16 protein-coding genes are annotated in these 22,938 nt (G+C 69.2%); 9 read left to right on the top strand and 7 right to left on the bottom strand.

Features of this window, described 5'->3' with window-relative positions; translation table 11 throughout:
• The first annotated feature begins 288 nt into the window (after positions 1–288).
• From surE to EC845_RS18695, 5 genes are all read left to right on the top strand, one after another.
• Complete coding sequence (surE, locus tag EC845_RS18715) at positions 289–1,143, top strand: 5'/3'-nucleotidase SurE (protein WP_123299663.1); 855 nt, start codon at positions 289–291, stop codon at positions 1,141–1,143.
• A complete protein-coding gene (gene pcm / locus EC845_RS18710) occupies positions 1,140–2,108 on the top strand; it encodes a protein-L-isoaspartate O-methyltransferase (RefSeq protein ID WP_123299662.1) in 969 nt (322 codons plus the stop codon). The genes surE and pcm overlap by 4 nt, the downstream gene beginning before the upstream one ends.
• A gap of 97 nt (positions 2,109–2,205) precedes the next feature.
• Entirely contained in the window at positions 2,206–3,012 is an 807-nt protein-coding gene (locus EC845_RS18705) for a peptidoglycan DD-metalloendopeptidase family protein (protein WP_123299661.1), read from the top strand.
• 294 nt (positions 3,013–3,306) lie between these two features.
• A complete protein-coding gene (gene rlmD / locus EC845_RS18700) occupies positions 3,307–4,821 on the top strand; it encodes a 23S rRNA (uracil(1939)-C(5))-methyltransferase RlmD (RefSeq protein WP_123299841.1) in 1,515 nt (504 codons plus the stop codon).
• Between the two features lie 292 nt (positions 4,822–5,113).
• Complete coding sequence (locus EC845_RS18695; RefSeq protein ID WP_123299660.1) at positions 5,114–5,701, top strand: DUF924 family protein; 588 nt, start codon at positions 5,114–5,116, stop codon at positions 5,699–5,701.
• Between the two features lie 51 nt (positions 5,702–5,752).
• Here the strand turns inward: EC845_RS18695 and EC845_RS18690 are convergent, their stop codons facing one another.
• The 4 genes from EC845_RS18690 to ruvA form a co-directional block, all read right to left on the bottom strand.
• Positions 5,753–7,486: a multicopper oxidase family protein gene (locus tag EC845_RS18690; protein WP_233598171.1), complete on the bottom strand. Its 1,734-nt coding sequence runs from the start codon at positions 7,484–7,486 to the stop codon at positions 5,753–5,755.
• Between the two features lie 132 nt (positions 7,487–7,618).
• Positions 7,619–8,128, bottom strand: coding sequence for a hypothetical protein (locus EC845_RS18685; protein ID WP_123299659.1), 510 nt, complete (start codon positions 8,126–8,128; stop codon positions 7,619–7,621).
• A gap of 17 nt (positions 8,129–8,145) precedes the next feature.
• Positions 8,146–9,381 (bottom strand): cystathionine gamma-synthase family protein, encoded by a 1,236-nt coding sequence (locus EC845_RS18680; RefSeq protein WP_123299658.1) that lies wholly within the window; start codon positions 9,379–9,381, stop codon positions 8,146–8,148.
• Positions 9,382–9,464: 83 nt separating this feature from the next.
• The gene (ruvA, locus tag EC845_RS18675) at positions 9,465–10,037 is read right to left on the bottom strand and encodes a Holliday junction branch migration protein RuvA (RefSeq protein ID WP_123299657.1); all 573 of its coding nucleotides are present in this window, start codon (positions 10,035–10,037) and stop codon (positions 9,465–9,467) included.
• A 198-nt stretch (positions 10,038–10,235) separates the two neighbouring features.
• Between ruvA and EC845_RS18670 the strand changes: the two genes are divergently transcribed.
• Positions 10,236–11,201, top strand: a complete 966-nt coding sequence (locus EC845_RS18670) for a PhoH family protein (protein ID WP_123299656.1) — start codon at positions 10,236–10,238, stop codon at positions 11,199–11,201.
• A gap of 61 nt (positions 11,202–11,262) precedes the next feature.
• Positions 11,263–11,739 (top strand): rRNA maturation RNase YbeY, encoded by a 477-nt coding sequence (gene ybeY / locus EC845_RS18665; RefSeq protein WP_123299655.1) that lies wholly within the window; start codon positions 11,263–11,265, stop codon positions 11,737–11,739.
• A gap of 20 nt (positions 11,740–11,759) precedes the next feature.
• Here the strand turns inward: ybeY and EC845_RS18660 are convergent, their stop codons facing one another.
• Positions 11,760–12,743 (bottom strand): quinone oxidoreductase, encoded by a 984-nt coding sequence (locus EC845_RS18660; RefSeq protein WP_123299654.1) that lies wholly within the window; start codon positions 12,741–12,743, stop codon positions 11,760–11,762.
• 205 nt (positions 12,744–12,948) lie between these two features.
• Between EC845_RS18660 and EC845_RS18655 the strand changes: the two genes are divergently transcribed.
• Entirely contained in the window at positions 12,949–13,851 is a 903-nt protein-coding gene (locus tag EC845_RS18655; RefSeq protein WP_123299653.1) for a DMT family transporter, read from the top strand.
• 164 nt (positions 13,852–14,015) lie between these two features.
• Positions 14,016–15,077 (top strand): Holliday junction branch migration DNA helicase RuvB, encoded by a 1,062-nt coding sequence (gene ruvB, locus EC845_RS18650; RefSeq protein WP_123299652.1) that lies wholly within the window; start codon positions 14,016–14,018, stop codon positions 15,075–15,077.
• A 39-nt stretch (positions 15,078–15,116) separates the two neighbouring features.
• On the opposite strand, the gene EC845_RS18645 is transcribed toward ruvB, so the two are convergent.
• Both EC845_RS18645 and EC845_RS18640 read right to left on the bottom strand, forming a co-directional pair.
• Positions 15,117–16,916, bottom strand: coding sequence for a sulfite reductase subunit alpha (locus tag EC845_RS18645; protein ID WP_199739857.1), 1,800 nt, complete (start codon positions 16,914–16,916; stop codon positions 15,117–15,119).
• A gap of 44 nt (positions 16,917–16,960) precedes the next feature.
• Positions 16,961–22,594: a glutamate synthase-related protein gene (locus EC845_RS18640; protein ID WP_199739856.1), complete on the bottom strand. Its 5,634-nt coding sequence runs from the start codon at positions 22,592–22,594 to the stop codon at positions 16,961–16,963.
• Positions 22,595–22,938 lie beyond the last annotated feature (344 nt).

Raw genomic sequence — 22,938 nt, 5'->3', positions numbered from 1 at the left:
CAATCATCCACCTATCCTCTCTACGCCAACGACACACGCCTTGGCTGTGCGACTTTCTCTTGCTCTGCGCGACGACGAAAAAGTCGGTGGCATGAGCATGATGGCCTCTGCCTGCCCATCGGCGCATGCAGCAGTCACGGTCGAAAGCACCTGCGGATCGCCGTAACGCGTGGGCATGAAAACGAAATACCAGTTTTTTGCACCACTGGACCATGGCGCTGTGCGCCCCTGCAACGCGTTTTCCGGCGGTCGGACCCGGCACCGGGCTTGCTCCTACAATCGTTGCCTATGCGTATCCTGATTTCCAACGACGACGGCTACCAGGCCGCAGGCATCAAGGCTTTGTACGAGGCGCTCAAGACGCTGGACGGCGTCGAGGCCGAGGTGGTCGCGCCCGAGCACAACAACAGTGCCAAATCCAATGCGCTGACGCTGCATACGCCGCTGTACGTGCACCAGGGGCCGCCCGGTTTCCGTTATGTCAACGGCACGCCCGCAGACTGCGTGCACATCGCGCTGACGGGCCTGCTGGATTACCGGCCGGACTTGATCGTGAGCGGCATCAACAACGGCGCCAACATGGGCGACGACACGATCTATTCGGGCACGGTGGGGGCGGCGATGGAGGGTTATCTCTTCGGCATTCCCGCGATTGCGTTCTCGCAGGTCGAACGGGGCTGGCAGCACCTGGATGCGGCCGCCGCCAAGGCACGCGATCTGGTGCAGCAGCTCACGCAAGGCCAACTGGCCGGACGCCGGCCCTGGCTGCTGAATGTGAACATCCCCAACCTGCCCGAGCCGGAGCTGCTGGATTTCAAGATCTGCCGGCTGGGCCGGCGGCATGCGGCCGAGCGGGTGATCCTGCAGGAAAGTCCGCGCGGCGAAACGATGTACTGGATCGGCAGCGCCGGTGCCGCGCTCGACAGCAGCGAAGGCACGGATTTCCACGCGGCCGAGCGCGGCCATGTCACGGTCACGCCGCTGCAGGTCGACCTCACCGATCACGATCAGTTGGTGTACTGGGCGCAGGCGGCCAAGCAATGGCAGCCCGAAGACCAGACACCGGGCGACGGGCCTCCGCCCGGGACGCCTGCGCAGGCGGAAGGTGTTGTGGCGGCCGCCGAGCCCCGTTCCGCGGCATGAGCGGGCGGCGTCCCGGGTTTCCCGCCCGGCTCGACCTGACCTCCGGGGCACCGACCCCTGCCCGCACCGGCCTGCCGCCGCTGCGCACGCCCGTGGCCGACGCCGCCGAACGCACGGCGCTGTCCCGCAGTTTTTCTTCCGCGCCGCCCGAGCGCGCAGCGGCCCAGGCGCCGGCTCAGGCCGCCCCGCAGTCCACGGCCACCACCACCGCGCCCTTGCGTGCCGGGGTGCCTGCCGGCCTGGCCCAGGGCGCAGACGGCCTGCTGCAGTTCCGGCGACGCATGGTCGAGCGACTGGCCCGGCAAGAAGGCATTCGGGATGCGCTGGTGCTGCAGGCCATGGCCCAGGTCGAGCGCCACCGCTTCATCGATCAGGCCCTGCGCAACCAGGCCTACGAAGACACCAGCCTGCCGATCGGCCTGAACCAGACGATTTCCAAACCCAGCGTGGTGGCTCGCATGATCGAGCTGCTGCGCCAGGGGCTGCCCGGCGCTGCCGTGGGTGCGGCCCCGCACCAGACGGTGCAGGGCACGGCCGAGGCCCGGCATCCGGGCCGTGTGCTCGAGATCGGCACGGGCTGCGGCTACCAGGCCGCGGTGCTGTCGCAGCTCGTCCGCGAGGTCTATAGCATGGAGCGCCTGCGCGGCCTGCACGACAAGGCGCGCGAGAATCTGCGGCCTTTTCGCATTCCCAATGTGCATCTCCTGCTGGGAGACGGCATGCTGGGCTACGCGCAGGGGGGGCCTTATGCGGGCATCATCGCTGCGGCCGGGGGGGAAGCGGTACCGCAGGCCTGGATCGACCAACTGGCCGTGGGTGGCCGGCTGGTGGCGCCGCTGGTGGTCGGTGAGGCGGGTGGACAGCCGCAGCAGGCTTTGCTGGTTCTGGACAAGACCTCGACAGGCCTGCGGCGCACCATCCTGGAGACCGTGCATTTTGTCCCTCTAAAATCGGGCGTCGCCTGATGGACGGGCCGGCGGGTATCCGGCCCAGAAATTTTTGCCGGACGGTGCTGAACGAAGTAATGCCAGTCCGCTCGAAAGAAACACGAAAGGAAACAGTATGACGGTGCGTGCGAAGAACTTATGGTGGACTCTGCCGATGGTGCTGGCGCTGGGCGCTTGCACATCGACCAGTCTGACCAAGGCGCCGGTGGAAGACAGGACGGGCGGACAGGGCACGGTGACGGCCCCGGTGCTGCCCGGCGCCGAAAACGCCGGCAAGCCGGGCTACTACACCGTGCAGCGCGGCGATACCCTCTATCGCATCAGCCTCAACAACGGCCAGAGCCAGAGCAACATCATGCGCTGGAACAACCTGACCAACCCCAATGCGCTGGAAGTCGGCCAGGTGCTGCGCGTTGCACCGCCCACCGACCAGCCGGCCGCTCCGGCGGCCAACGGCGTGGTGGTCACGCCCGTGCCGTCGCCGGGTGCCGCCGGCACGGTGCCGCCGCAGGGCGCCGCCCAACCGGCCTCGACGCCGGGCAACGGCCCCGATGAAATCGCCTGGATCTGGCCCACGCAGGGCGGTTCGGTGATTGCCGGCTTCAACTCCAACACCAACAAGGGTCTGGGCATCAGCGGCAAGGCCGGCGATCCGGTCTACGCGGCTGCCGATGGACGCGTGGTGTATGCCGGCTCGGGCCTGCGTGGCTACGGCAACCTGATCATCCTCAAGCACAACAACACCTACCTCAGCGCCTACGCCCACAACCAGACGCTGCTGGTCAAGGAAGACCAGACCGTCAAGCAAGGCCAGAAGATCGCCGAGATGGGCAGCAGCGACAGCGACCGCGTCAAGCTGCATTTCGAGATCCGCCGCCAGGGCCAACCGGTCGATCCGGCACGTTACCTGCCGGCCCGCTGATCCGGACGCACGCCACACGCGTGGCGTGAAACAGACGGGTGGCGCGGACCACGGGCCACGCCGCCAGGGCGGGCCCATCGGTCTGTCCACCGGTACCGAATCGATGCCAGCGAAGCGCCACATCATGGCGCGACGCTGGCATTCATCGTTTTTGCCACCTTCTCCCTGCCCTGCCCGCCCAGCCCCGGCCCCCGACATCCGGTGGGCCTGGCGGCCCTGGCGGATGCCCCCAAACCCGAGAGCACCACCCCGCCAAGCCACGGCCCGAAGGGGTCCGGCTGCGACAATCTGCCCATGAGCGAAGTCCTAGACCACAACACCCCCACGACACCGCCCGCCGCGGATCCGGCGACGGCGGCCGATGCGCCGGCCTCCGAGGCCCCCGCCGTGCCTGCGCCCTACGTCCCCCCGAAAGAGGCGCAAGACCTGCCGCCCGGCTGGCTGTATGTCGAGTCCCTGGATCTCGAAGCCCAGGGCGTGGGCCACCGCCTGGACGGCAAGGTGGTGTTCATCGACGGCGCCTTGCCGACCGAGCTGGTGACGGCCAACGTCAACCGCAAGAAGAACAACTGGGAACAGGCGACGCTGACCGAGGTGCACCGCGAATCGTCGCAGCGCGTGCGTCCGGCCTGCCCGCATTTCGGGCTGCACACCGGGGCCTGCGGCGGCTGCAAGATGCAGCACCTGCACCACGGCGCGCAGGTCGCCACCAAGCAGCGTGTGCTGGAGGACAACCTCTGGCACCTGGGCAAGACCAAACCCGAGACCCTGCTGCGGCCCATCGAAGGACCGACCTGGGGCTACCGCTACCGCGCGCGCCTGTCGGTGCGCCACGTGCTCAAGAAGGGCGAGGTGCTGATCGGCTTCCATGAACGCAAGAGCCGCTACATCGCCGACATGCGCGAATGCCACGTGCTGCCACGCTACATGAGCGACATGCTGCTGCCGCTGCGCGCGCTGATCTTCAGCATGGATGCACGGGCCACCTGCCCGCAGATCGAAGTGGCCCTGGGCGACGACGTGACGGCGCTGGTGCTGCGGCACCTGGAACCGCTGTCGGCCGCCGATGTGCAGCGCCTGCGCGATTTCGCCCAGGCCCATGCCGAGCACAAGGTGCAGTGGTGGCTGCAGCCCAAGGGGCCGGACACCGTGCACCTGCTCGACACCGATGTGCCGCAACTGGCCTATGCGTTGCCCGAGTTCGGCATCCGCATGCCCTTCAAGCCGACCGATTTCACGCAGGTCAACCCGGCCATCAACCAGGTCCTGGTGGGCCGTGCGCTGCGCCTGCTCGACGTGCGCCGCGACGAACGGGTGATCGACTGGTTCTGCGGCCTGGGTAACTTCACGCTGCCGTTGGCCACGCAGGCGCGCGAAGTGCTGGGCATCGAGGGCAGCGATGCCCTGGTCGAGCGTTCGCACCAGAACTACGACGCCAACCAGGCCACCCGCCCGGTGGGCTCGCCCCTGGCGCCGACCCGCTTCGTGGCCCGCAACCTCTTCGACATGACGCCCGAACTGCTGGTGGCGGACGGTTCGGCCGACAAATGGCTGGTCGACCCGCCGCGCGAAGGCGCCTTTGCACTGGCCCGGGCCGTGGCCGACCTCAACCAGAACCGCGAGCTGCGCGGCAGCTGGACGCCGCCGCGACGCATCGTCTACGTGAGCTGCAACCCCTCGACACTGGCCCGGGATGCCGGCCTGCTGGTGCACCTGGGCGGCTACCGCTGCACGGCCGCTGGCGCGGTCAACATGTTCCCGCACACGGCTCACGTCGAGAGCATGGCGGTGTTCGAACTGGCAGACTGACATCGGTGCACCCGGCTCGAGGGGCCTCTGCCGGGGCTCGTCGATACGGGACACCCGGCGTTTCGCGGCCCGGCCGATCCGGCTTTGCGCAGAGGCCATGCGGGTTGATGCGTAGTGCCACGGTTGCGGGACTGCGAATCTGCCGATATCGTCGAGGACATGGCCCCCGCTGGCCTGCACGGCCCGGCGGGCGTGCGACGCCCGCGGAATGCGGCTCGGCGGCGGCCTGGGCCGTTCAAGCAGGCGCTGCCGTGCCGTGTCCCTACCCACCCCGATCGGCAGGAGCGCGACCATGTCTTTTTTCGGATTCAATTCTCACGCTGCGGCCAGCAAGCCTGCCGACGGCCCCAGCCCGGACGCCGTGCTCGCCTTCTGGCGCGAGGCCGGCCCGGCGCGCTGGTTCACGACGTCGTCCGATTTCGACAACGACTTTCGCCGGCGTTTCATGACCGCCCACGAGGCGGCCGTTCAGGGTCTGCTGATGCGCTGGATGGGGCATGCCGACAGCGCGCTGGCCCTGATCCTGCTGCTCGACCAGTTTCCGCGCAACTGCTTTCGCGGCACGCCGCGCATGTATGCCACCGACGCGCAGGCCCTGCTGCTGGCGCAGAAGGCACTGGGCGCGGGCTACGACACGCTGGTCGAAGCCGACCTGCGGGTGTTCTTCTACCTGCCGCTCATGCACGACGAGCACCTGAACTCGCAGGAGCGCTGCGTTGCCCTGTGCGCCTCCATCGGCGGCATCGCGCTCAAGTCGGCCCACGAACACTACGACATCATCCAGCGCTTCGGCCGTTTTCCGCACCGCAACACCATCCTGGGCCGGCCCACCCGCCCGGAGGAGCAGCGTTTCCTCGACGCAGACGGGTTCTCGGGCTGACTCCAGCAGTTCCGGGGCTCGGCAGGCCGCAGCCCCGTGACGGGCCGTGGCTCAGCGGACCATCAGGTTGCCCATCATGCCCAGGTCCTCGTGCTCGAGGATGTGGCAATGGAACATGCGCAGGCCGGGCTGGTCCTGCACCAGCCGGATGCGCACGATCTCGGCCGGGCGCACGTTGACGGTGTCGCGCCAGGCCAGCACGGGCTCGGGCACGGTCCGGTTGTCGTAGACCCGCTCCACCACCTGGAACTGCGTGCCGTGGATGTGGAAGGGGTGGTCCATGTCCGAGGCGTTGATGATGTCCCATTGCTCGATTTCGCCCCGCTGCGCGGTGAAATCGATGCGGTCCATGTCGTAGAGCTGCCCGTTGACCATGAACTGCATGCCCTGGGGCCGCATCTCGGCGTGTTCGTCGATGCCGTGCATGGCCTCCATGTCCATGGATTCGGTGAACATGACCTGCCGCTGCACACGGGCCTCGCCCAGGGCCGCGACGGGGCGCAGGGTGGCCGGCACGACGGGCGGCGGACGGGTCTCGGCGCCGGTGGTGCCGGGGGTACCTGTGCTGCCTTCACGGCGAGCGGATGCGCTGGGCGGGGCAGGCGCAAACGACACGGACGCCAAGACCCTTCGCGGCGATGCGGGTGCCGGCTGCTCGGTCTCTCCCATCATGCGGGCCATGTCCATGTAGCCCCGCGCATACGGTTCGGCCACCCAGTCGAAGCGGCCGCCCTGGGCGGGAGGCTCGACCACGATCTCGGCGCGCTCGGCGGGCGACAGCAGCAGTTCGGTCAGTTCACGCAGCGGCTGGCCCAGCAGGCCGCCGTCGGTGCCCACCTGGGTGAAAGGCAGCCCGCCCAGGCTCAGACGCAGGTAGCGCGCACTGCAGGCGTTCCAGATGCGCCAACGCTCGGGCCCGGCCACGGCCAGGCGCGGCCGGTGCCCCCCATTGACCAGGGCGAACTGGCCTTCCCGGCCATTCATCCAGTCGAGCACGCTGTTGTCGGGAATGCGCCCGTCGGCGGCCAGCTTGAGGTCGGAGACGAACAGATGGCGCTCGGGCAGGTGGGCCAGCGGATCGTCTGCCGCATCCGCCGGCCGCACGACGAAGGCGCCGGCCAGGCCGCGGAACACCTGCTCGGCGGTCATGAAATGAGGATGGGGATGGAACCAGTAGGTGCCGGCACTGCCTTTGGGCAGGGTGAAGCGGTAGAGCCGGCGCGCGCCAGGGGCCACCAGATCCATGGGGCTGCCGTCCTGGTCGGCCGGCACGGGCAGTCCATGCCAGTGAACGGTCGAGGGCTGGGGCAGGCGGTTGTGGAACTCGATCTCGACCGTGTCGCCCTCGCGCACGTCGATCAGCGGACCGGGAACCTGTCCGTTGTAGGCCCAGACGGTGGTGGTTCGGCCCGGCATGAGCGCGACCTGGACCGGCTGCGCGGTGAGGCGCGCACGAAACAGGCCCATGCGCCGGCTGGTGTTGGGCAACCGGACCAGTTCGGCCAGAGGCTGGCCCGCAGGCAGGGCGTCCAGCGGTGCCAGGGCACGGGCGGCCGCCGCACGGTTGCCAGCCGACGGTCGCGCAGCACCGCCGGCCGGAGCGCCATGCCCCGCATGGCCGCCGTGCATGCCCTGGGCCTGCAGCAGGCCGGGCAGCGTCAGGCCCAGGGGGGCGATCAGCAGGGCGCGGCGCCGCAGGTCGATGGCGCGGGCCGTCTCGTGACCGCGCTCGAGATCAGGGTCGGAGGAAGGATCGGAAGAAAAAAAGACGGAAGGGGTGTTCATGGCAAATCCTGAAGACAAGAGGCCTCGGGTCTGTCCGTCCACACCGGACCTCGGGCCTGGCCCGGTATCTTGCGTGGTGCAGACCCGCGCGGCAAGCAAGCCTGCCGCACATCGGTGCGATCGATGGGGTCTTCAGGACTGGGGGGGCCGCAGCGGCGGCCGATGGCGCACGCTGGCAAAACCCGGCAGCGGCGGCGGCGCCAGCAGGCGTGGCGACGTGCCGGCCACGTCGACGGTGCCGCAGGGCAGCGCCGGCAGGCACGCCAAGGCGCAGACCACGGCGCACCGCAGATCGGCGGCCGGATCCTGGCCGGTGTGATCCCGGTGACGGGTGGGGTCCATGGCGACCGGTGCGTCCAGGCGCGCCCCATGCGCCATGCCCGCCAGGGGTGCCCTGTGGCGCGCGGCACTGCCGTGATGAGCAGCCGCGGCTGCCATGGCCGTCGCAGCCAGGGCCTCCGTTGTCTGCGATGGCGACATCCCGGCGCCAGGCCAGACGGCGGCAGCCACCTGCGCCCCCGACAGCGCCGACCACAGGACCAGCAGCACGGCGGCGAGCCACGGGGCGGCCCGCCGGGCCATCGACGCAGCGACCGGCCACGCCCGTGCCTGGCTGCTTGCCAGCCGGCCGGCCGGGGTCATCGCGCGTTGCAAGGCGTTCAGCCGCCCAGCGCCTGCCGGAAATCGCCGAGCAGGTCGGCCGGGTCTTCCAATCCCACCGCCACGCGCACCAGGCCATCGGCAATGCCCATGCTGGCCCGCACTTCGGCACCGGCTTCCCAGAAGATCGTGGGGGCCACGGGGATGATCAGCGTGCGGGTGTCGCCCAGCCCGGTCGACTTGATGGGCAGGCTCAGGCGGTTGAGGAAAGGCAGGCAGTCGCTGCTGTCCCGCAGTTCGAAGGACAGCAGCCACGAGCCGGAGCGGAACAGGCGCTGGGCCGTGCGGTGCTGGGGGTGCGACTCCAGTCCGGCATAGAACACGCGGCCCACGGCCGGATGCGATTCGAGCAGGCGGGCCAGCTCGAGTGCGGTGGCGCTGGAGCGGTCCATGCGCAGGGCCAGGGTTTCGGCACCCACCGAGATGGCGTGCGCATGCTGGGCCGACAGCGTCGCGCCCATGTCCCGCAGGCCCTTCTTGCGAATCTGGGTGAGGCCCCACTGGCGGCTGTCGCCCTTGCGGTAGCTCTCGGCGATGTTGGGGTAGCCCTGCCAGTCGAACAGGCCGGTATCGACCACCACGCCGCCCAGCGCCTGCCCATGGCCGGCGATGGACTTGGTCAGCGAATGGATGACCAGGCTGGCCCCCACCGCCTTGGGCTTGAACAGCCAGGGCGACAGGATGGTGTTGTCGACCACGAACAGCACGCCCTTGTCGCGGCACAGGCGGCCGATGGCCTCGAGATCGGCGATCTGGGTGGCGGGGTTGGCCAGGGTCTCGACGAAGACCAGCCGGGTCTCGGGGCGCAAGGCCGCCTCGACGTTGGCGACGTTCGTCACATCGACCTTGTCGCTGGTCACGCCCAGGTCGCCCAGGGTGCCCAGCAGGCTGTTGGTGTTGCCGAACACGAACTGGCTGGAGACGACGTGGTCGCCGGCCTTGAGCAGGGTCAGGAAAACCGCCGTGATGGCAGCCATGCCGGTGGCGAAGGTGATGGCGCCGACGCCCTCGTCCATGGCGGCGAGCTTGGATTCGAGGGCCGCGGTGGTCGGCGTGCCCTGACGCGAATAGCTGTAGGCGCCCTTGAGCGTGCCCTGGAACACGCCGATCAGGTCTTCGACGCGGTCGAAGCCGTATTGCGTGGACGTGTGGATGGGCTTGTGGATGCCGCCGTGCTCGACGCCGAACTGGCGGTCGGCGTGCAGCAGGGCCGTGGTGAATTCTGGAGTGGTCATAAGGAGGTCGACAGGTCGGGGGTGGAGTCCCGCGGATACAGGTGCAATGGTAGCCCACGGCGCCTTGCGGCGGGGTGCCCCGCCTACTTGGCCAGGGCCTTGAGGGCCTGCTTGATGCCGTCGCTCACGCCGACGTCGGCGGGCAAGGCCTTGAGGGCCGCCGCCGCCTCCTTGTCGCTGTAGCCCAGCGCCAGCAGGGCCTGCAGGATGTCGACCTGGTTGTCGGTGCCGGCATGGGGGGTGACGCCGATGTCGGGACCGAGCTTGCCCTTGAGCTCGAGCAGCAGGCGTTCGGCGGTCTTCTTGCCGATGCCCGGAACCTTGACCAGCCGGCCGGCCTCCTGAAGGCTCACGGCCTGGGAGAGTTCGTCGACCGACATGCCGCTGAGCACGGCGAGTGCGGTGCGCGGCCCGACGCCGGAGATCTTGATGAGCTGGCGGAAGGCCTCGCGTTCGGCCGGCAGGCCGAAGCCGTAGAGGATCTGCGCGTCCTCGCGCACCACGAAGTGCGTGAGCAGCGTGACGCGCTCGCCCAGGGCCGGCAGGTTGAAGAAGGTGCCCATGGGCACCTGCACCTCGTAGCCCACGCCGTGGCAATCCACCAGCACCTGGGGAGGGTTCTTTTCGGCCAGAAGGCCCTGCAGGCGTCCGATCATGAGTGGGGTTCCTCGCGGCCGGCGGGACTCGGCTGGCCGCGGGACGGCCCCGCGCGCCGGCACGCCGGACAAAGCGGCCATTATCCGCGCCGCCCGGCCCGTGTCGCGAACAGGCACAATCTCGTTTTTGCGCGCGGACCCGGCGCGCAGTCCCGGCGCGCGCCAGCCGTCCTCAAACGCACCGAAAGCCCTGCCCTCGTGATCATCCGCCACGCCTTCACGCCTGTCAGCAACACCCGGCTGCTCAACCTCTGCGGCCCGCTGGACGCCCACCTTCGCCTCGTCGAAACGGCCCTGAAGGTGCGCATCGGCCACCGCAACGAGCATTTCCGCATCGAAGGCGCCAAGCCTGCGGCAACCCGTGCGCTCGAAGTGCTGCAGGCCGTCTATGAGATCGCGTTGCGCCCCGTCGATGCGCAGAAGGTGCAGCTCATGCTGGCCGGCGACGCCTCGATGAGCGAAGGCGAGGACGGCACCATGCAGTTGAGCACGCGCCGCACCGACCTGCGCGCACGCACGCCCAACCAGAGCGTCTATCTCGACAACATCGCCAACCACGACATCACCTTCGGCATCGGGCCGGCCGGCACGGGCAAGACCTACCTCGCGGTGGCCTGCGCGGTCGATGCGCTCGAGCGCAATGCCGTGCAGCGCATCGTGCTGACGCGCCCCGCGGTCGAGGCCGGCGAACGTCTGGGTTTCCTGCCGGGCGACCTGACGCAGAAAGTCGACCCCTACCTGCGGCCGCTGTACGACGCCCTGTACGACCTGATGGGTTTCGAACGCGTGGTCAAGGCCTTCGAGCGCAACATGCTGGAGATCGCGCCGCTGGCCTTCATGCGCGGACGCACGCTCAACAACGCCTTCGTGATCCTGGACGAGGCGCAGAACACCACGCCCGAGCAGATGAAGATGTTCCTCACGCGCATCGGCTTCGGCAGCAAGTGCGTGGTCACCGGCGACGTCAGCCAGATCGACCTGCCCAAGACCCAGCCCAGCGGGCTGATCGATGCCGAGCGGGTGCTGCGCCGTGTTCCCGGCATCGCCCACACCCGCTTCACCAGCGCCGACGTGGTGCGCCATCCGCTGGTGGCTCGCATCGTCGACGCCTACGATGCCGCACGCAAGCCCGAGGCTGCCGCCCGCGCCCCGGCGCAGGGCTGACAGGCTCCGGCATCGCCGCCCCCATAGAACACCCCCACGCACTCGCTCGCACCCGATCACCATGGCCCTGCCCGAACTGACTTTTTCCCTGCAATTCGCCCTGCGGCACGACCCCGAACTGGCGGCCCGCCAGCGGGCGGCGCTGCCGCGCGCCAAGGCCATGCGCTGGCTGCGCGAGGCGCTGGCCGCCGGCAGCGACCTGCCCGGCGAGATCACCGTGCGTGTCGTCGACGAGGAAGAGGGCCGCGCGCTGAACCGCGACTACCGGAGCAAGGACTACGCGACCAACGTGCTGACCTTCGACTACAGCCAGGAACCGGTGGTGGCCGCCGACCTGGTGCTGTGCGCGCCGGTGATCGAGCGCGAAGCCGAGGAGCAGGGCCGGACGCTGCAGGCCCACTACGCCCACATGCTGGTCCACGGCGCCTTGCATGCGCAAGGCTACGACCACGAAACCGGCGAAGCCGACGCCCAGGAGATGGAAGGCCTGGAAACCGAGGTGATGGAGCGCCTGGGCTTCGCCAATCCCTACGCCTGAGGCCCCGGGCCCCGTTCAGCTCAGGGCAGCAGCACCGAGGCACCCGTGGTGCGGCGCTCTTCCAGGTCGCGATGGGCCTGCTGCACATCGGCCAGGGCATAACGCTGGTTGATCGGGATCTTGACCTGCCCGCTGCCGACGATGTCGAACAGCTCGTTGGCCATCTCTTGCGTGCCCTCGCGCGTGGCGATGTGGGTGAACAGCGTGGGCCGCGTGATGTAGAGCGAGCCCTTGGCACCCAGCGTTCCGAGGTTGACGGGCGGCACCGGTCCGCTGCCGTTGCCGAAGCTCACCATCAGGCCGAAGGGGCGCAGACTGTCGAGCGAACCCTCGAAGGTGTCCTTGCCGACCGAGTCGTAGACCACCTTGACGCCCTGCCCGCCGGTGATGTCCTTGACGCGCTCGGCAAAGTTCTCGGTGCGGTAGTTGATGACATGCGCGGCACCGTTCTCGCGCGCCAGCGCACATTTTTCGTCGCTGCCCGCCGTGCCGATGAGCTGCAGACCCAGCGCCCGGGCCCACTGACAGGCAATCAGGCCGACCCCGCCGGCGGCGGCATGAAACAGCACGAAATCGCCGGCCTCCAGGCCGCCCGCCGGCAAGGTCTTGCGCAGCAGGTACTGCGCCGTCAGCCCCTTGAGCATCATGGCCGCACCGGTCTCGAAATCGATAGCATCGGGCAACTGGCAGACGCTGGTGGCCGGCAGGTTGCGCAGCTCGCTGTAGCTGCCGGGCGGCTGCGACGCATAGGCCACGCGGTCGCCCAGCGCCAGGTGGTGCACGTCGCGGCCGATGGCCTCGACCACACCCGCGCCTTCCATGCCCAGCGTGAGCGGCAAAGGCAACGAATACAGCCCGCTGCGCTGGTAGATGTCGATGTAGTTCAGACCGATGGCATGGTGGCGCACCTGCACCTCGTTGGGGCCGGGCTCGCCCACGTCGACCTGGACCAGTTTCATCTGTTCGGGACCGCCGGGTTGTTCGATACGGACGACTTGGGTCATGGAGGGCTCCTGGAGAAAGTTCATCGATACCGCCGCGTGCGGCGCCGCCGTGCAGTCTACTGTGCACGCGCGGTGTGCGTGTGTCCCCGCCGGGCGCCCCTGCGGCGTCAGGGTTTTGGCAGGCTCTGCAGGGTGCACGTTGCTCTGGCATGATGCCAACCCCCCTCCGGCACGGCCGGTGCCGCTCCTCCAAGCCCCCTGCCCCATGACCCAGCGCCTGACCGCATCCGCCATCGCCCTGCTCACCGTGCCGCCCCTGCTGTGGGCCTGCAACGCCGTGATCGGCCGGGCCCTGGTGGGTCTGGTGCCGCCGATGACGCTGAACGTCATCCGCTGGACACTGGCGCTGCTCATCCTGCTGCCGATGGGCGCCGTGGTGCTGCGCGCGGGCAGTCCGATGTGGACCCAATGGCGGCGCTACGCACTGCTGGGCCTGCTGGGTGTGGGCTGCTACAACGCCTTTCAGTACCTGGCGCTCGAGACCTCGCAGCCCCTGAACGTGACGCTGGTGGCGTCGAGCATTCCGATCTGGATGCTGGCCACGGGCCGGCTGTTCTACGGCCAGCGCATCACCGCCCGCCAGGCCGGCGGCGTGCTGCTGTCCATTCTGGGCGTGCTGGTGGTGATGACGCGCGGCGACTGGCATGCCCTGGCCAGCCTGCGGCTGGTGGCGGGCGACTTCTATGTGCTGATCGCCGCCCTGTCATGGGCTTTCTACAGCTGGGAGTTGAGCAAGCCGGTGGACGACCCGGCCGTGCGCGGCCACTGGCCCAGCTTCCTGGTCGCCCAGGTGCTGCCGGGCGTGCTGTGGTCGATGGGCTTTGCCGGCGCCGAATGGGCGCTGGACGGCGGCGTGACCATCCACTGGAGCTGGCCGGTGGCCGCGGCGATCCTGTTCGTGAGCGTGGGCCCGGCCATCGTCGCCTTCCGCTGCTGGGGGCTGGGTGTCGAGCGGTCCGGCCCGGCGGCGGCGAGTTTTTTCATCAACCTCACGCCCCTGTTTGCCGCCCTGCTGTCCGCGGCCTTTCTGGGCGAGATGCCGCAGCCCTTCCACGGGCTGGCCTTTGCGCTGATCGTGGCCGGCATCGTGGTCTCGTCGCGGCGCTGAGCGGCTGCCGCAGCGGCACGCGCTGCCTGATCGTGCAAGGGCCGCCGCGACCGGGTCTTGCTGCATCGAGCCGACATTTCTTGCCGCCCGGCACGACATGTAGGCACAATCGGCGCTTACAGCTGTTCAAATTTCCAGTCCTCCCGTTCGCCCGATTGCTCCGCATGTCCATCCAGACCGACGATTTTGCCGCCCCGCCGCCCCGCATGGTCTCGGCCGCTCCCGCCTCGCCCCAGGAAGACGCGCTGGAGCGCGCGCTGCGGCCCAAGCTGCTCGACGAGTATGTCGGCCAGTCCAAAGTGCGCGAGCAGCTCGAGATCTTCATCGGCGCGGCCAACAAGCGGCAGGAGGCACTCGACCACGTGCTGCTGTTCGGCCCGCCAGGCCTGGGCAAGACCACGCTGTCGCACATCATCGCCGCCGAGCTGGGCGTCAACCTGCGCCAGACCTCGGGGCCCGTGCTCGAAAAACCCAAGGACCTGGCGGCGCTGCTGACCAACCTGGAAAAGAACGACGTGCTGTTCATCGACGAGATCCACCGGCTGAGTCCGGTGGTCGAGGAAATCCTCTATCCCGCGCTGGAGGACTACCAGATCGACATCATGATCGGCGAAGGCCCGGCCGCGCGCAGCATCAAGCTCGACCTGCAACCCTTCACGCTGGTGGGCGCCACCACGCGCGCCGGCATGCTGACCAATCCGCTGCGCGACCGTTTCGGCATCGTGGCCCGGCTGGAGTTCTACAGCGCCGACGAGCTCGCGCGCATCGTGCGGCGCAGTGCCGGGCTGCTGGGCACCCCCATCGAGGACGACGGGGCCTTCGAGATCGCGCGCCGTTCGCGCGGCACGCCCCGCATCGCCAACCGGCTGCTGCGCCGGGTGCGCGACTACGCCGAGGTGAAGGGCGACGGCCGCATCACGGTCGAGATGGCACAGCGGGCGCTGACCATGCTGGATGTCGATCCGCAGGGCTTCGACGTGATGGACCGCAAGCTGCTCGAGGCCGTGATCCACAAGTTCGACGGCGGCCCGGTGGGACTCGACAACATCGCAGCCAGCATCGGCGAGGAAAGCGGCACGATCGAGGACGTGATCGAGCCCTACCTCATCCAGCAGGGCTATCTGCAGCGCACGCCGCGCGGGCGCATCGCCACGCTGGCGGCCTACCGCCACCTGGGGGTGGCGGCACCGGCTTCCGATGCGCCGGGTCTGCTGGCAGACGCCTAGAACCGCACGCCCCGCTTGCGCCAGGCTGCGGGGCGAAGTTCAGTACACGTCCCGCACATAGCGCTTTTCGCGCTTGAGCCCGTTCACGTACTCGGCCGCCTGCTCGGCAGAGAGGCCGCCGTGTGCGCCGATCACCGCATGCAGGGCTTCGTCGACATCGCGCGCCATGCGGCTGGCGTCGCCGCAGACATAGAAGTGCCCGCCCTCCTGCAGCCAGGCATAGAGCTCGGAGCCGTGTTCGCGCATGCGGGTCTGCACATAGATCTTCTCGGACTGGTCGCGCGAGAACGCCAAGTCCAGCCGGTGCAGCGTGCCGGCCTGCTTGAAGGCCTGCAGCTCGGACTCGTAGATGAAGTCGCTGGCACGGTGCTGGTCGCCGAAGAACAGCCAGTTGCGGCCGGCCGCGCCGCTGGCCTGGCGCTGCGCCAGAAACGCGCGGAAGGGTGCGATGCCGGTGCCCGGCCCGACCATGATCATGGGAGCCTTGGGATCGGCCGGCACACGGAAGGCCTTGTTCGGAGACGCAAAGATGCCGACGGCGCCCTGCTCGGCCACCCGATCGGCCAGGTAGGTGGAGCAGACGCCGCCACGGTCGCGGCCGCCGGCGCGGTAACGCACGCTGGCCACGGTCAGGTGCACCCGCCCCGGATGGGCCAGGGGGCTCGAAGAGATCGAATAGGCGCGATGCTGCAGCGGCTTGAGCAGCGGCAGCACGGCCTCGGCGGCGCGGGCCGCAGAGGGGCACATCGCCACCAGGTCGAGCACGTCCTTGCCCCACAGCCAGGCGGCCAGCGCTTCCTTGTCGCCATGCGCCAGGATGTGGCTCAAGGCCGCATCGCCGGCGTGCTGGCCCGCGTAGTGGATCAGTTCGCGCGAGGGCGCTCCGATCTCCAGGCGGCGGGTCAGCAGTTCGTCCAGCGGAAGGTCATGGCCGGCAACCGCCTGGCCCGCTCCCGCGCCCAACTGTTCGAGCAGCAGCGCCACCAGCGCCGGGTCGTTGAGGGGCAGCACGCCCAGTGCATCGCCGGCCTCGTAGTTCAAGCCGCTGTCGCCCAGGTCGAACTCGAAGTGCCGGATGTCCTTGCCCGAGTCCGGCCCCGACAGGCGCCGGTTGACGGCCAGCGGGGCGGCCAGCGGATTCTTGCGGTTGTAGGCAGGTGCGGCAGGGGCCGACGGGACGGCAGACGCGCCGGCCGCGGGCCGCGCGGGGGCTGCGGCCGTTTCGCCCTCGCCTGCGGCCACGCCCGCCAGCGCGGGGACGGCCTGCTCGAGCCAGCCCTCGGCGGCGGCTTCGTAGTCCACATCGCAATCGATGCGCTCGGCCAGGCGCTGCGCGCCCAGTTGCTCCAGTCGCATGTCGATGAGTTTGCCGGCTTGGCAGAAACCGTCGTAACCCGTATCGCCGAGGGCCAGAACGGCATAGTGCAGGCCCTCCATGCGCGGGGCGGTGCCGGCCTGCAGGGCTTGCCAGAACAACTGGGCGTTGTCGGGCATCTCGCCTTCGCCATAGGTGGAGGTCACGACGATCACCCGCCGCCACTGCGCCATCTCGTCGAGCACGACATCGTCGAGGGCCACGATATCCGCGGCCAGCCCGTGCGCACCAGCGTGTTCGGCCACGGTATGGGCCAGGGCTTCGGCGTTGCCGGTCTGCGAGCCGTACAGCACCTTCAGCGGCAGGCCGGCCGTCGCGCCTCGCGCGCCCGCACCGGCCCCGGGATCGGCCAGCAGACGGGTGTGCAGGCCGGCCAGAAAACCCGCCAGCCAGACCTTCTGGTCGGCACTGAAAGGCGCATCGGATGGAATCGAGGGAATGAGCAGCGGAGTGTCGACGGGCATGATCGGGCGATGCGGAAAAAAGGAATGGCGAAGGGCGGGACGGCTCAGCCTGCAGTGGCCAGGACGACCGGCGTGCGCGCCAGCTCGGGCAGCGCCGAACGGGCAAAGAGCTCTTCGTAGCTGGGCATGCGGCCCAGGTTGGCGCGGTTGCAGGCCGCCTGGTGCAGGATCCAGCCATAGGTGGCCGGGCTGTCCATCGACAGCGGATTGCGGCGGGCCAGGGCCTCCTTGTAGTCGATCAGGCGCTTGTCGGCGACCAGGCTGGCGAGCGCGTCGTCGCCGTAGCTTTCCAGCGCTTCGCGGGCATGGCGCTGCAGCTTCTGCATGAGGGCGAAGTCTTCGGCGAGCAGCAGCTTGCGCACGGCTGCGGCCACGGCCGGGTCTTCGGGCCCCTGGGCCTGCGGCAGCCGCGCCAGGGCCAGTTGCCGCGCCATGTGCAGCACCGTGTAGTTGTTGAGCAGCAGCACCATGGCCGCGCCATCGGTCTCGCCCTGCCCCGGCACGGCGCCATCGAGCAGCGTGCGGCCGTCGCGCAGCGCCAGCTTGAACTTGCGCACCTGGTGGCCGGCCAGCGCGGCCGACAGCTCTTCCAGCAGCTCCTTGCGCGGCTTGGCCTTCAGGATCTCGCCGGCATCCTGGTACAGCAGCAGCGCACGGGGCATGGCGTAGACGATGTGCTGGCGCTCGGTGTCCCAGTGCGCGAGCAGCCAGGCGGCACGTGCCGAGCCGGTCTCCTCGTGGTGCCAGCGCAGCAGTTGCAGCACGGCATCGTGGTGGACACGTGCCATGGGATCGTCGTCGACGATGTGGCCCAGCAGCACCGAATCGGCAGCGGCGCAGCGCGGCAGTTCGCCATACGGGTCGTACTGGTAGGCATAGCCGCCGCTCATGCCGTTGGCAAAGCCCGTGCCGAAGCTGCCGAGGTTGAGCACGGCGCCGTTGGTCATGTACTCGCAGCAGAAATCGCCCACGCCTTCGACCACCGCCGTGGCGCCCGAGTTGCGCACGGCAAAGCGGTCGCCCGCCTGGCCCTCGACGAACAGCCGGCCGCCCGTGGCGCCGAACAACGCGAAGTTGCCGACCAGCACGTTGCCGCCGGGTTCGGGCGAGCCGCCGCCGGGCGATGTGACGGCGATGACGCCGCCGCACTGGCTCTTGCCGACGCCGTCGTTGCAGGTACCGCGGTGGCGCAGCACCATGCCGTCGTTGGCGAAGGCGCCGTAGGACTGCCCCGCCGAGCCGTGCGTCGACAGCACCACGCTGCCCGGCTGCAGGAAACGCCGGCCCCGGTCGTCGGTCGACACGGCGGGCAAGGCCGCCGCCTGCCGTGCATCGAGGGTGTGGTTGAGCAGGCGTTCGATGTCGATGGCCAGCTGTCCGCCGACCGTCTTGTTGCGGTTGTTGAGCCCTTGCTCGAGCGCGATGTCGACCGACGCCTCGCCGCCCTCGAAGAGCGCGGCACGCACGCGTTCGAGGAAAGCATCGTCGTGCACGAAGTCCTTCTCGAGATACACCGGCTCGGCGATGCGGACCTCGGGCACCACGGCCAGCATGGCACGCAGGTCGAGCCGTCCCACGGCGGCCGGATGCTCGATGAGCTGCAGCAGATCGCTGCGCCCCCGTGCCTCGCGCAGCGAACGCAGGCCCAGGCCGGCGAGCAGCTCACGGGTCTCGTGGGCGATGTTGAGCAGGTACTGCGCCAGCGCACGCGGGTCGCCATCGAAGGCCTCGGCATTGGTGGTCAGGCCGGCCGGGCACTTGATGTTGCAGTTCTTGGCCATCACGCACTTCAGCATCATCAGCGCGGTGGTGCCGAACTCGAAGCTGTCGCCGCCCAGCATGGCCGACTTGATCACGTCGCTGGCCGTCTGGTGTGCGCCCGAGCAGCGCAGCACCACCTTCTGGCGCAGGCCGTTGGCGCACAGCGCCTGGTGCACCTCGGCGATGCCGATCTCGGCCACGCGGCCGGTGTACTTCAGGCTGGTGACCGAAGCCGCGCCCGTGCCGCCGGTGTTGCCGGCCACGTTGATCACGTCGGCCCCGGCCTTGGCCACGCCCACGGCGATGGTGCCGATGCCTTCGGACGAGACCAGCTTGACCACCACCCGCACGCGGGCCGCCTTGCAGTCGTGGATGAGCTGGGCCAGATCCTCGATGGAGTAGGTGTCGTGGTGCGGCGGCGGCGAGACCAGTTCGACGCCCGGCGTGCCGCCCCGCGCGGCGGCGATCTCGACCGTCACCTTGGGCGCCGGCAACTGCCCGCCCTCGCCGGGCTTGGCGCCCTGCCCGATCTTGATTTCCAGCTCCTCCAGCATGGGATCGGCCAGGTAGCCGGCCCACACGCCGAAGCGGCCCGATGCGAGTTGTTTGATGCGCGAGGCCCGGATGGTGCCGTAGCGGCTGAGGTGCTCGCCGCCTTCGCCCGAGTTCGACATGCCGCCGACCATGTTGGTGCCGTGCGCCACGGCTTCGTGCGCGGCCGCGACCAGCGCGCCATGGCTCATGGCCCCCGACGCCAGCGCGGCGGTGATCTCGCTGGCCGGCTGCACGTCGGCCAGCGCGATGGCGGCCGGCGCCTCGACCAGCGCGCTCAGCCAGCGCCGGGCCTCGCCCTCGGCCGTCGCCACCAGGGCATGGCCCTCGGTCTCGCGCTCGATGACGAGCTCGCCGCCCCACCACTGCGCCAGGGCCTCGGCCAACGCGCCGTGGCGGGCCTCGGCGCCGGCGGTTTCGGTGCCTGCGGTCAATTGCAGCCGGAAACGGCTGGCGGTCAGCGGCTCGCAGCGCAGGCCGCGTACGGCATGGCTGTTGTTGCCCTGCAGGGCAAAGCGGCGCAGCCCGCGCTCGAACTCGACCGCAGCCCGGCAGTCCGACACATCGGCCGGAAACGCCAGCACGTCGCGCAGCGCCGCCGGCCGCTTGCGCCGTTCATCGGCCATCAGACGCGAGAAGTTGCGGTAGCTGGCGCTGATGGCATAGGTGTCGATCTGCTGCGGCGTGAGACGGCCGTAGCCGCCGCTGCGGTAGGCGTCGTGGCCCAGCGCGAAGGCATCCTCCAGGCGCGAGAGCGTCATCAGGCGCAGGAAGTCGCCGTCGGCATCCGGCCGTGCGGCACCGCGCCCGTCGAAGAACACGGGCTCTTCCGTCATGTCGACAAAACCGCGCACGGCCGTCGTGCCGTACGAGTGCCCGGCGCCCTCGGAACGTTCCTTGAACAGGCCCAGCAGCGGCACGTCGGCCTCGGCGGCAACGGTCAGCGCGCGCTGGTGCCAGTCGCACGCCATCTCGGCAATGGCGGCAAAGCCCGCGCCGCCCACCGGCGAACGCAGGTTGGGAAAATAGCGGTGCAGCACCCGATTCTGCGTGTCGAGGAAGTTGGGCTCGAAGAACTCGCCGCCGATGTAGCTCTCGACCGTGCACAGGCCGACCTTGCCCATGGTCTTCATCAAGGCCTTTTCGGCCGCCTTGGCATAACGCTTGAAGGCCTTGTCGGCCTCTGCGCCGAACTTGTCCTCGGCCCGCATCTGCACGCCCAGCGCATACACGGCCGAGGCGCCGAAGCCCAGCGTGGCCGCGACGTGGTGCGACGAGATCACCTGGCCGCTCTCGACCACCAGCGACACGTCCAGGCGCAGCCCTTCGTCGATGAGCCGCTGGTTGATCGCCGAAACCGCCACCAGCATGGGGATGGCGGCCAGGCGCGAACTCACATGACGGTCGCTGAGCACGGCGATGCCGCCCTGCGAACGGGCAAAGTCGACCACCGCCTGGCCCAGGGCATCGATGCCGGCTTCGAGCGCATCGGCATTGGCCTGGCGCGAAACGGCGTCGCGCCCGACCACCGGTTCGTACAGCATGTCGAAACGTGCGCAGGGCGCGACGTCCTGGCGGCGCAGGGCCAGCATGTCGAGGTGGGTGAGCAGCGGCGACGGCACCACGATCTGCCGGCCCTTGCCACGCCCCAGATGGGGCTTGGCGCCCAGCGCCACACGCAGCGTCATGCCGTCGACTTCGCGGATCGAATCCAGCGGCGGGTTGGTGACCTGCGCAAAGCGCTGCGAGAAGTAATGCGCGACGCCGCCTTCGTGATCCGACAGCGCATTGATGGCGTTGCCGTACCCCATGGCCGAGATCTTCTCGGCGCCGGTGGCAAGCATCGGATCCATCAGGAACTTGAAGCTTTCCTGGTTGTAGAAATACGCCACGAAACGCTGGTCGCGCTGCAGGTCGCCGTCGTAGCGGCCAGGCGCTCCCGGGGGCTGGGCCGGCGGATGCGGCAGGTCGGCCAGGTGCACCCGTGCCTGCTCGAGCAGTGCGGCGTAGTCGCGCTGGGCGGCCAGGGTCTCCAGCGCTTCGGCGGTGCCGTAGGCACGCTGCTCGCGGTGGTCGTAATACAGCATGCCGCCGGCTTCGATACGGCCGCGCCGCAGCACGTCCTCCGGCGCAAAGCCGATCTGCCCGGCTTCCGACATGGCACACAGGTACTCGGCGGTTTCCACGGTGCGCAGCGGCCGCAGGCCCAGGCGGTCCAGGCGTGCCCCCACCACCTGCCCGTTGCCGAAGATCAGCGCCGCGGGGCCGTCGTTCTTTTCCTCGTAGAGCGAGAAGTACTCGAGCATGGCCCGCACCGCCGGCGGCAGCGTCTCGTCGTTCTCCCAGGCCGGCGGCATCATCGAGACCACGGCTTCGACCAGGCCCAGGCCGTCGTGCATCAGCCGGCTGTTGAGGGTCTGGTCCAGACGCGAGCTGTCGGATTGGCCTTTGGGCCGGTAGATGCGGCTGCCGCGCGCCCGCGCCAGCGCCGCTTCGGCAATGCGGTTCTTGCGGTCGGTGTTGAGTTCGCCGTTGTGCGCCATCAGCCGGAACGGCTGCGCCATGCTCGGATGCGGATCGGTGTTGGTCGAGAAACGGGTGTGGAAGTACAGCGAGCGCACGGCATGGTCGGGCGCCACGAGGTCGCGGAAATAAGGGATGACCTCGTTGGAGTTGAGGCGGCCCTTGAGCACCTGCGTGGCCGACGACAGCGACAGCGGATAGAGGCCGGCGAGCTGCGGGTCGGTGTAGGCCTGCTCCTCGATGACCAGCAGGGCGTCGTAGATGCGGCGCTCGAAAGCGGCCTGCGCCGGGGCATCGAGCGGCTGCACGGACTCGCCCGGCAGGCCGCGCGGCACGAACAGCCACTGCCGGATGGCCAGTTGACTGCGCACGGCGGCTGCACGCAGCACACCCGTATCGACCGGCACATCGCGGCGCAACAGCACCTCCAGCCCGTGGGCGGACAGCGTCTCGTCGATCAGCGCCTCGGCCCGCTGGCGCGCGGTCACATGGCCCGGCAAGCCGGCTTCGGAAGCCGCGACTTCGGGCGGCAGGAAAAAATTGCCGACGCCGAAACCGCCGGACACCAGCGGGCGGCCGGCCAGCCGCGAGAAGAAGGCCTGCGAAAGATCCAGCGAAACGCCCGCGCCATCGCCGACGCCTTCGGCCGACATGCCGCCTCGATGGGGGATGGTGCACAGGGCTTCGTGCGCCAGGCGCAGCACGTCGGGGCTCTGCACGCTGTCCTTGCGGGTGATGAAACCGACGCCGCAACTGCTTTTGTCTTCCGCAGGGTCGTACAGACCCTGGACGGGCGCGGCAATGGGTTGCAGCGCAGGCTGCGACAGCTCGGAACGGTTCACGGCGATCTCTCCACGACAAATGCCAGGGCCGCGCGGCCGGGCTTTCGGGCATCCGGCTGGCGCGCCCGGGCGGGCTGCTGACGGACACCGCATGCGGTGCCCTGGCGACTGACTCTTTTTTCGTGGGGATCGCGCCGCCGGTCATGCACAAGCGGCCGGCAGCTGCGCCACGTCCGTGTTTCCGGACGTTGGGGGAGCGATCATATTACAGCCATGCATCAAAGTATTCTGATGTTGCATAGTTGTAGGGTTTTTTGCACAAATTCTTGCAACGCTCCCTGTAAAGGCTGTCACGCAGCCTTCTTTTTTCGCACCCCTATAAAACACCGAGATCGGCACGCATC

The sequence above is a fragment of the Comamonas sp. BIGb0124 genome (genome assembly GCF_003752175.1).
GTDB lineage: Bacteria > Pseudomonadota > Gammaproteobacteria > Burkholderiales > Burkholderiaceae_C > Comamonas_F.
Note: the sequence above shows the minus strand (reverse complement) of the source record. Positions and strands in the feature narration are given on the sequence as shown.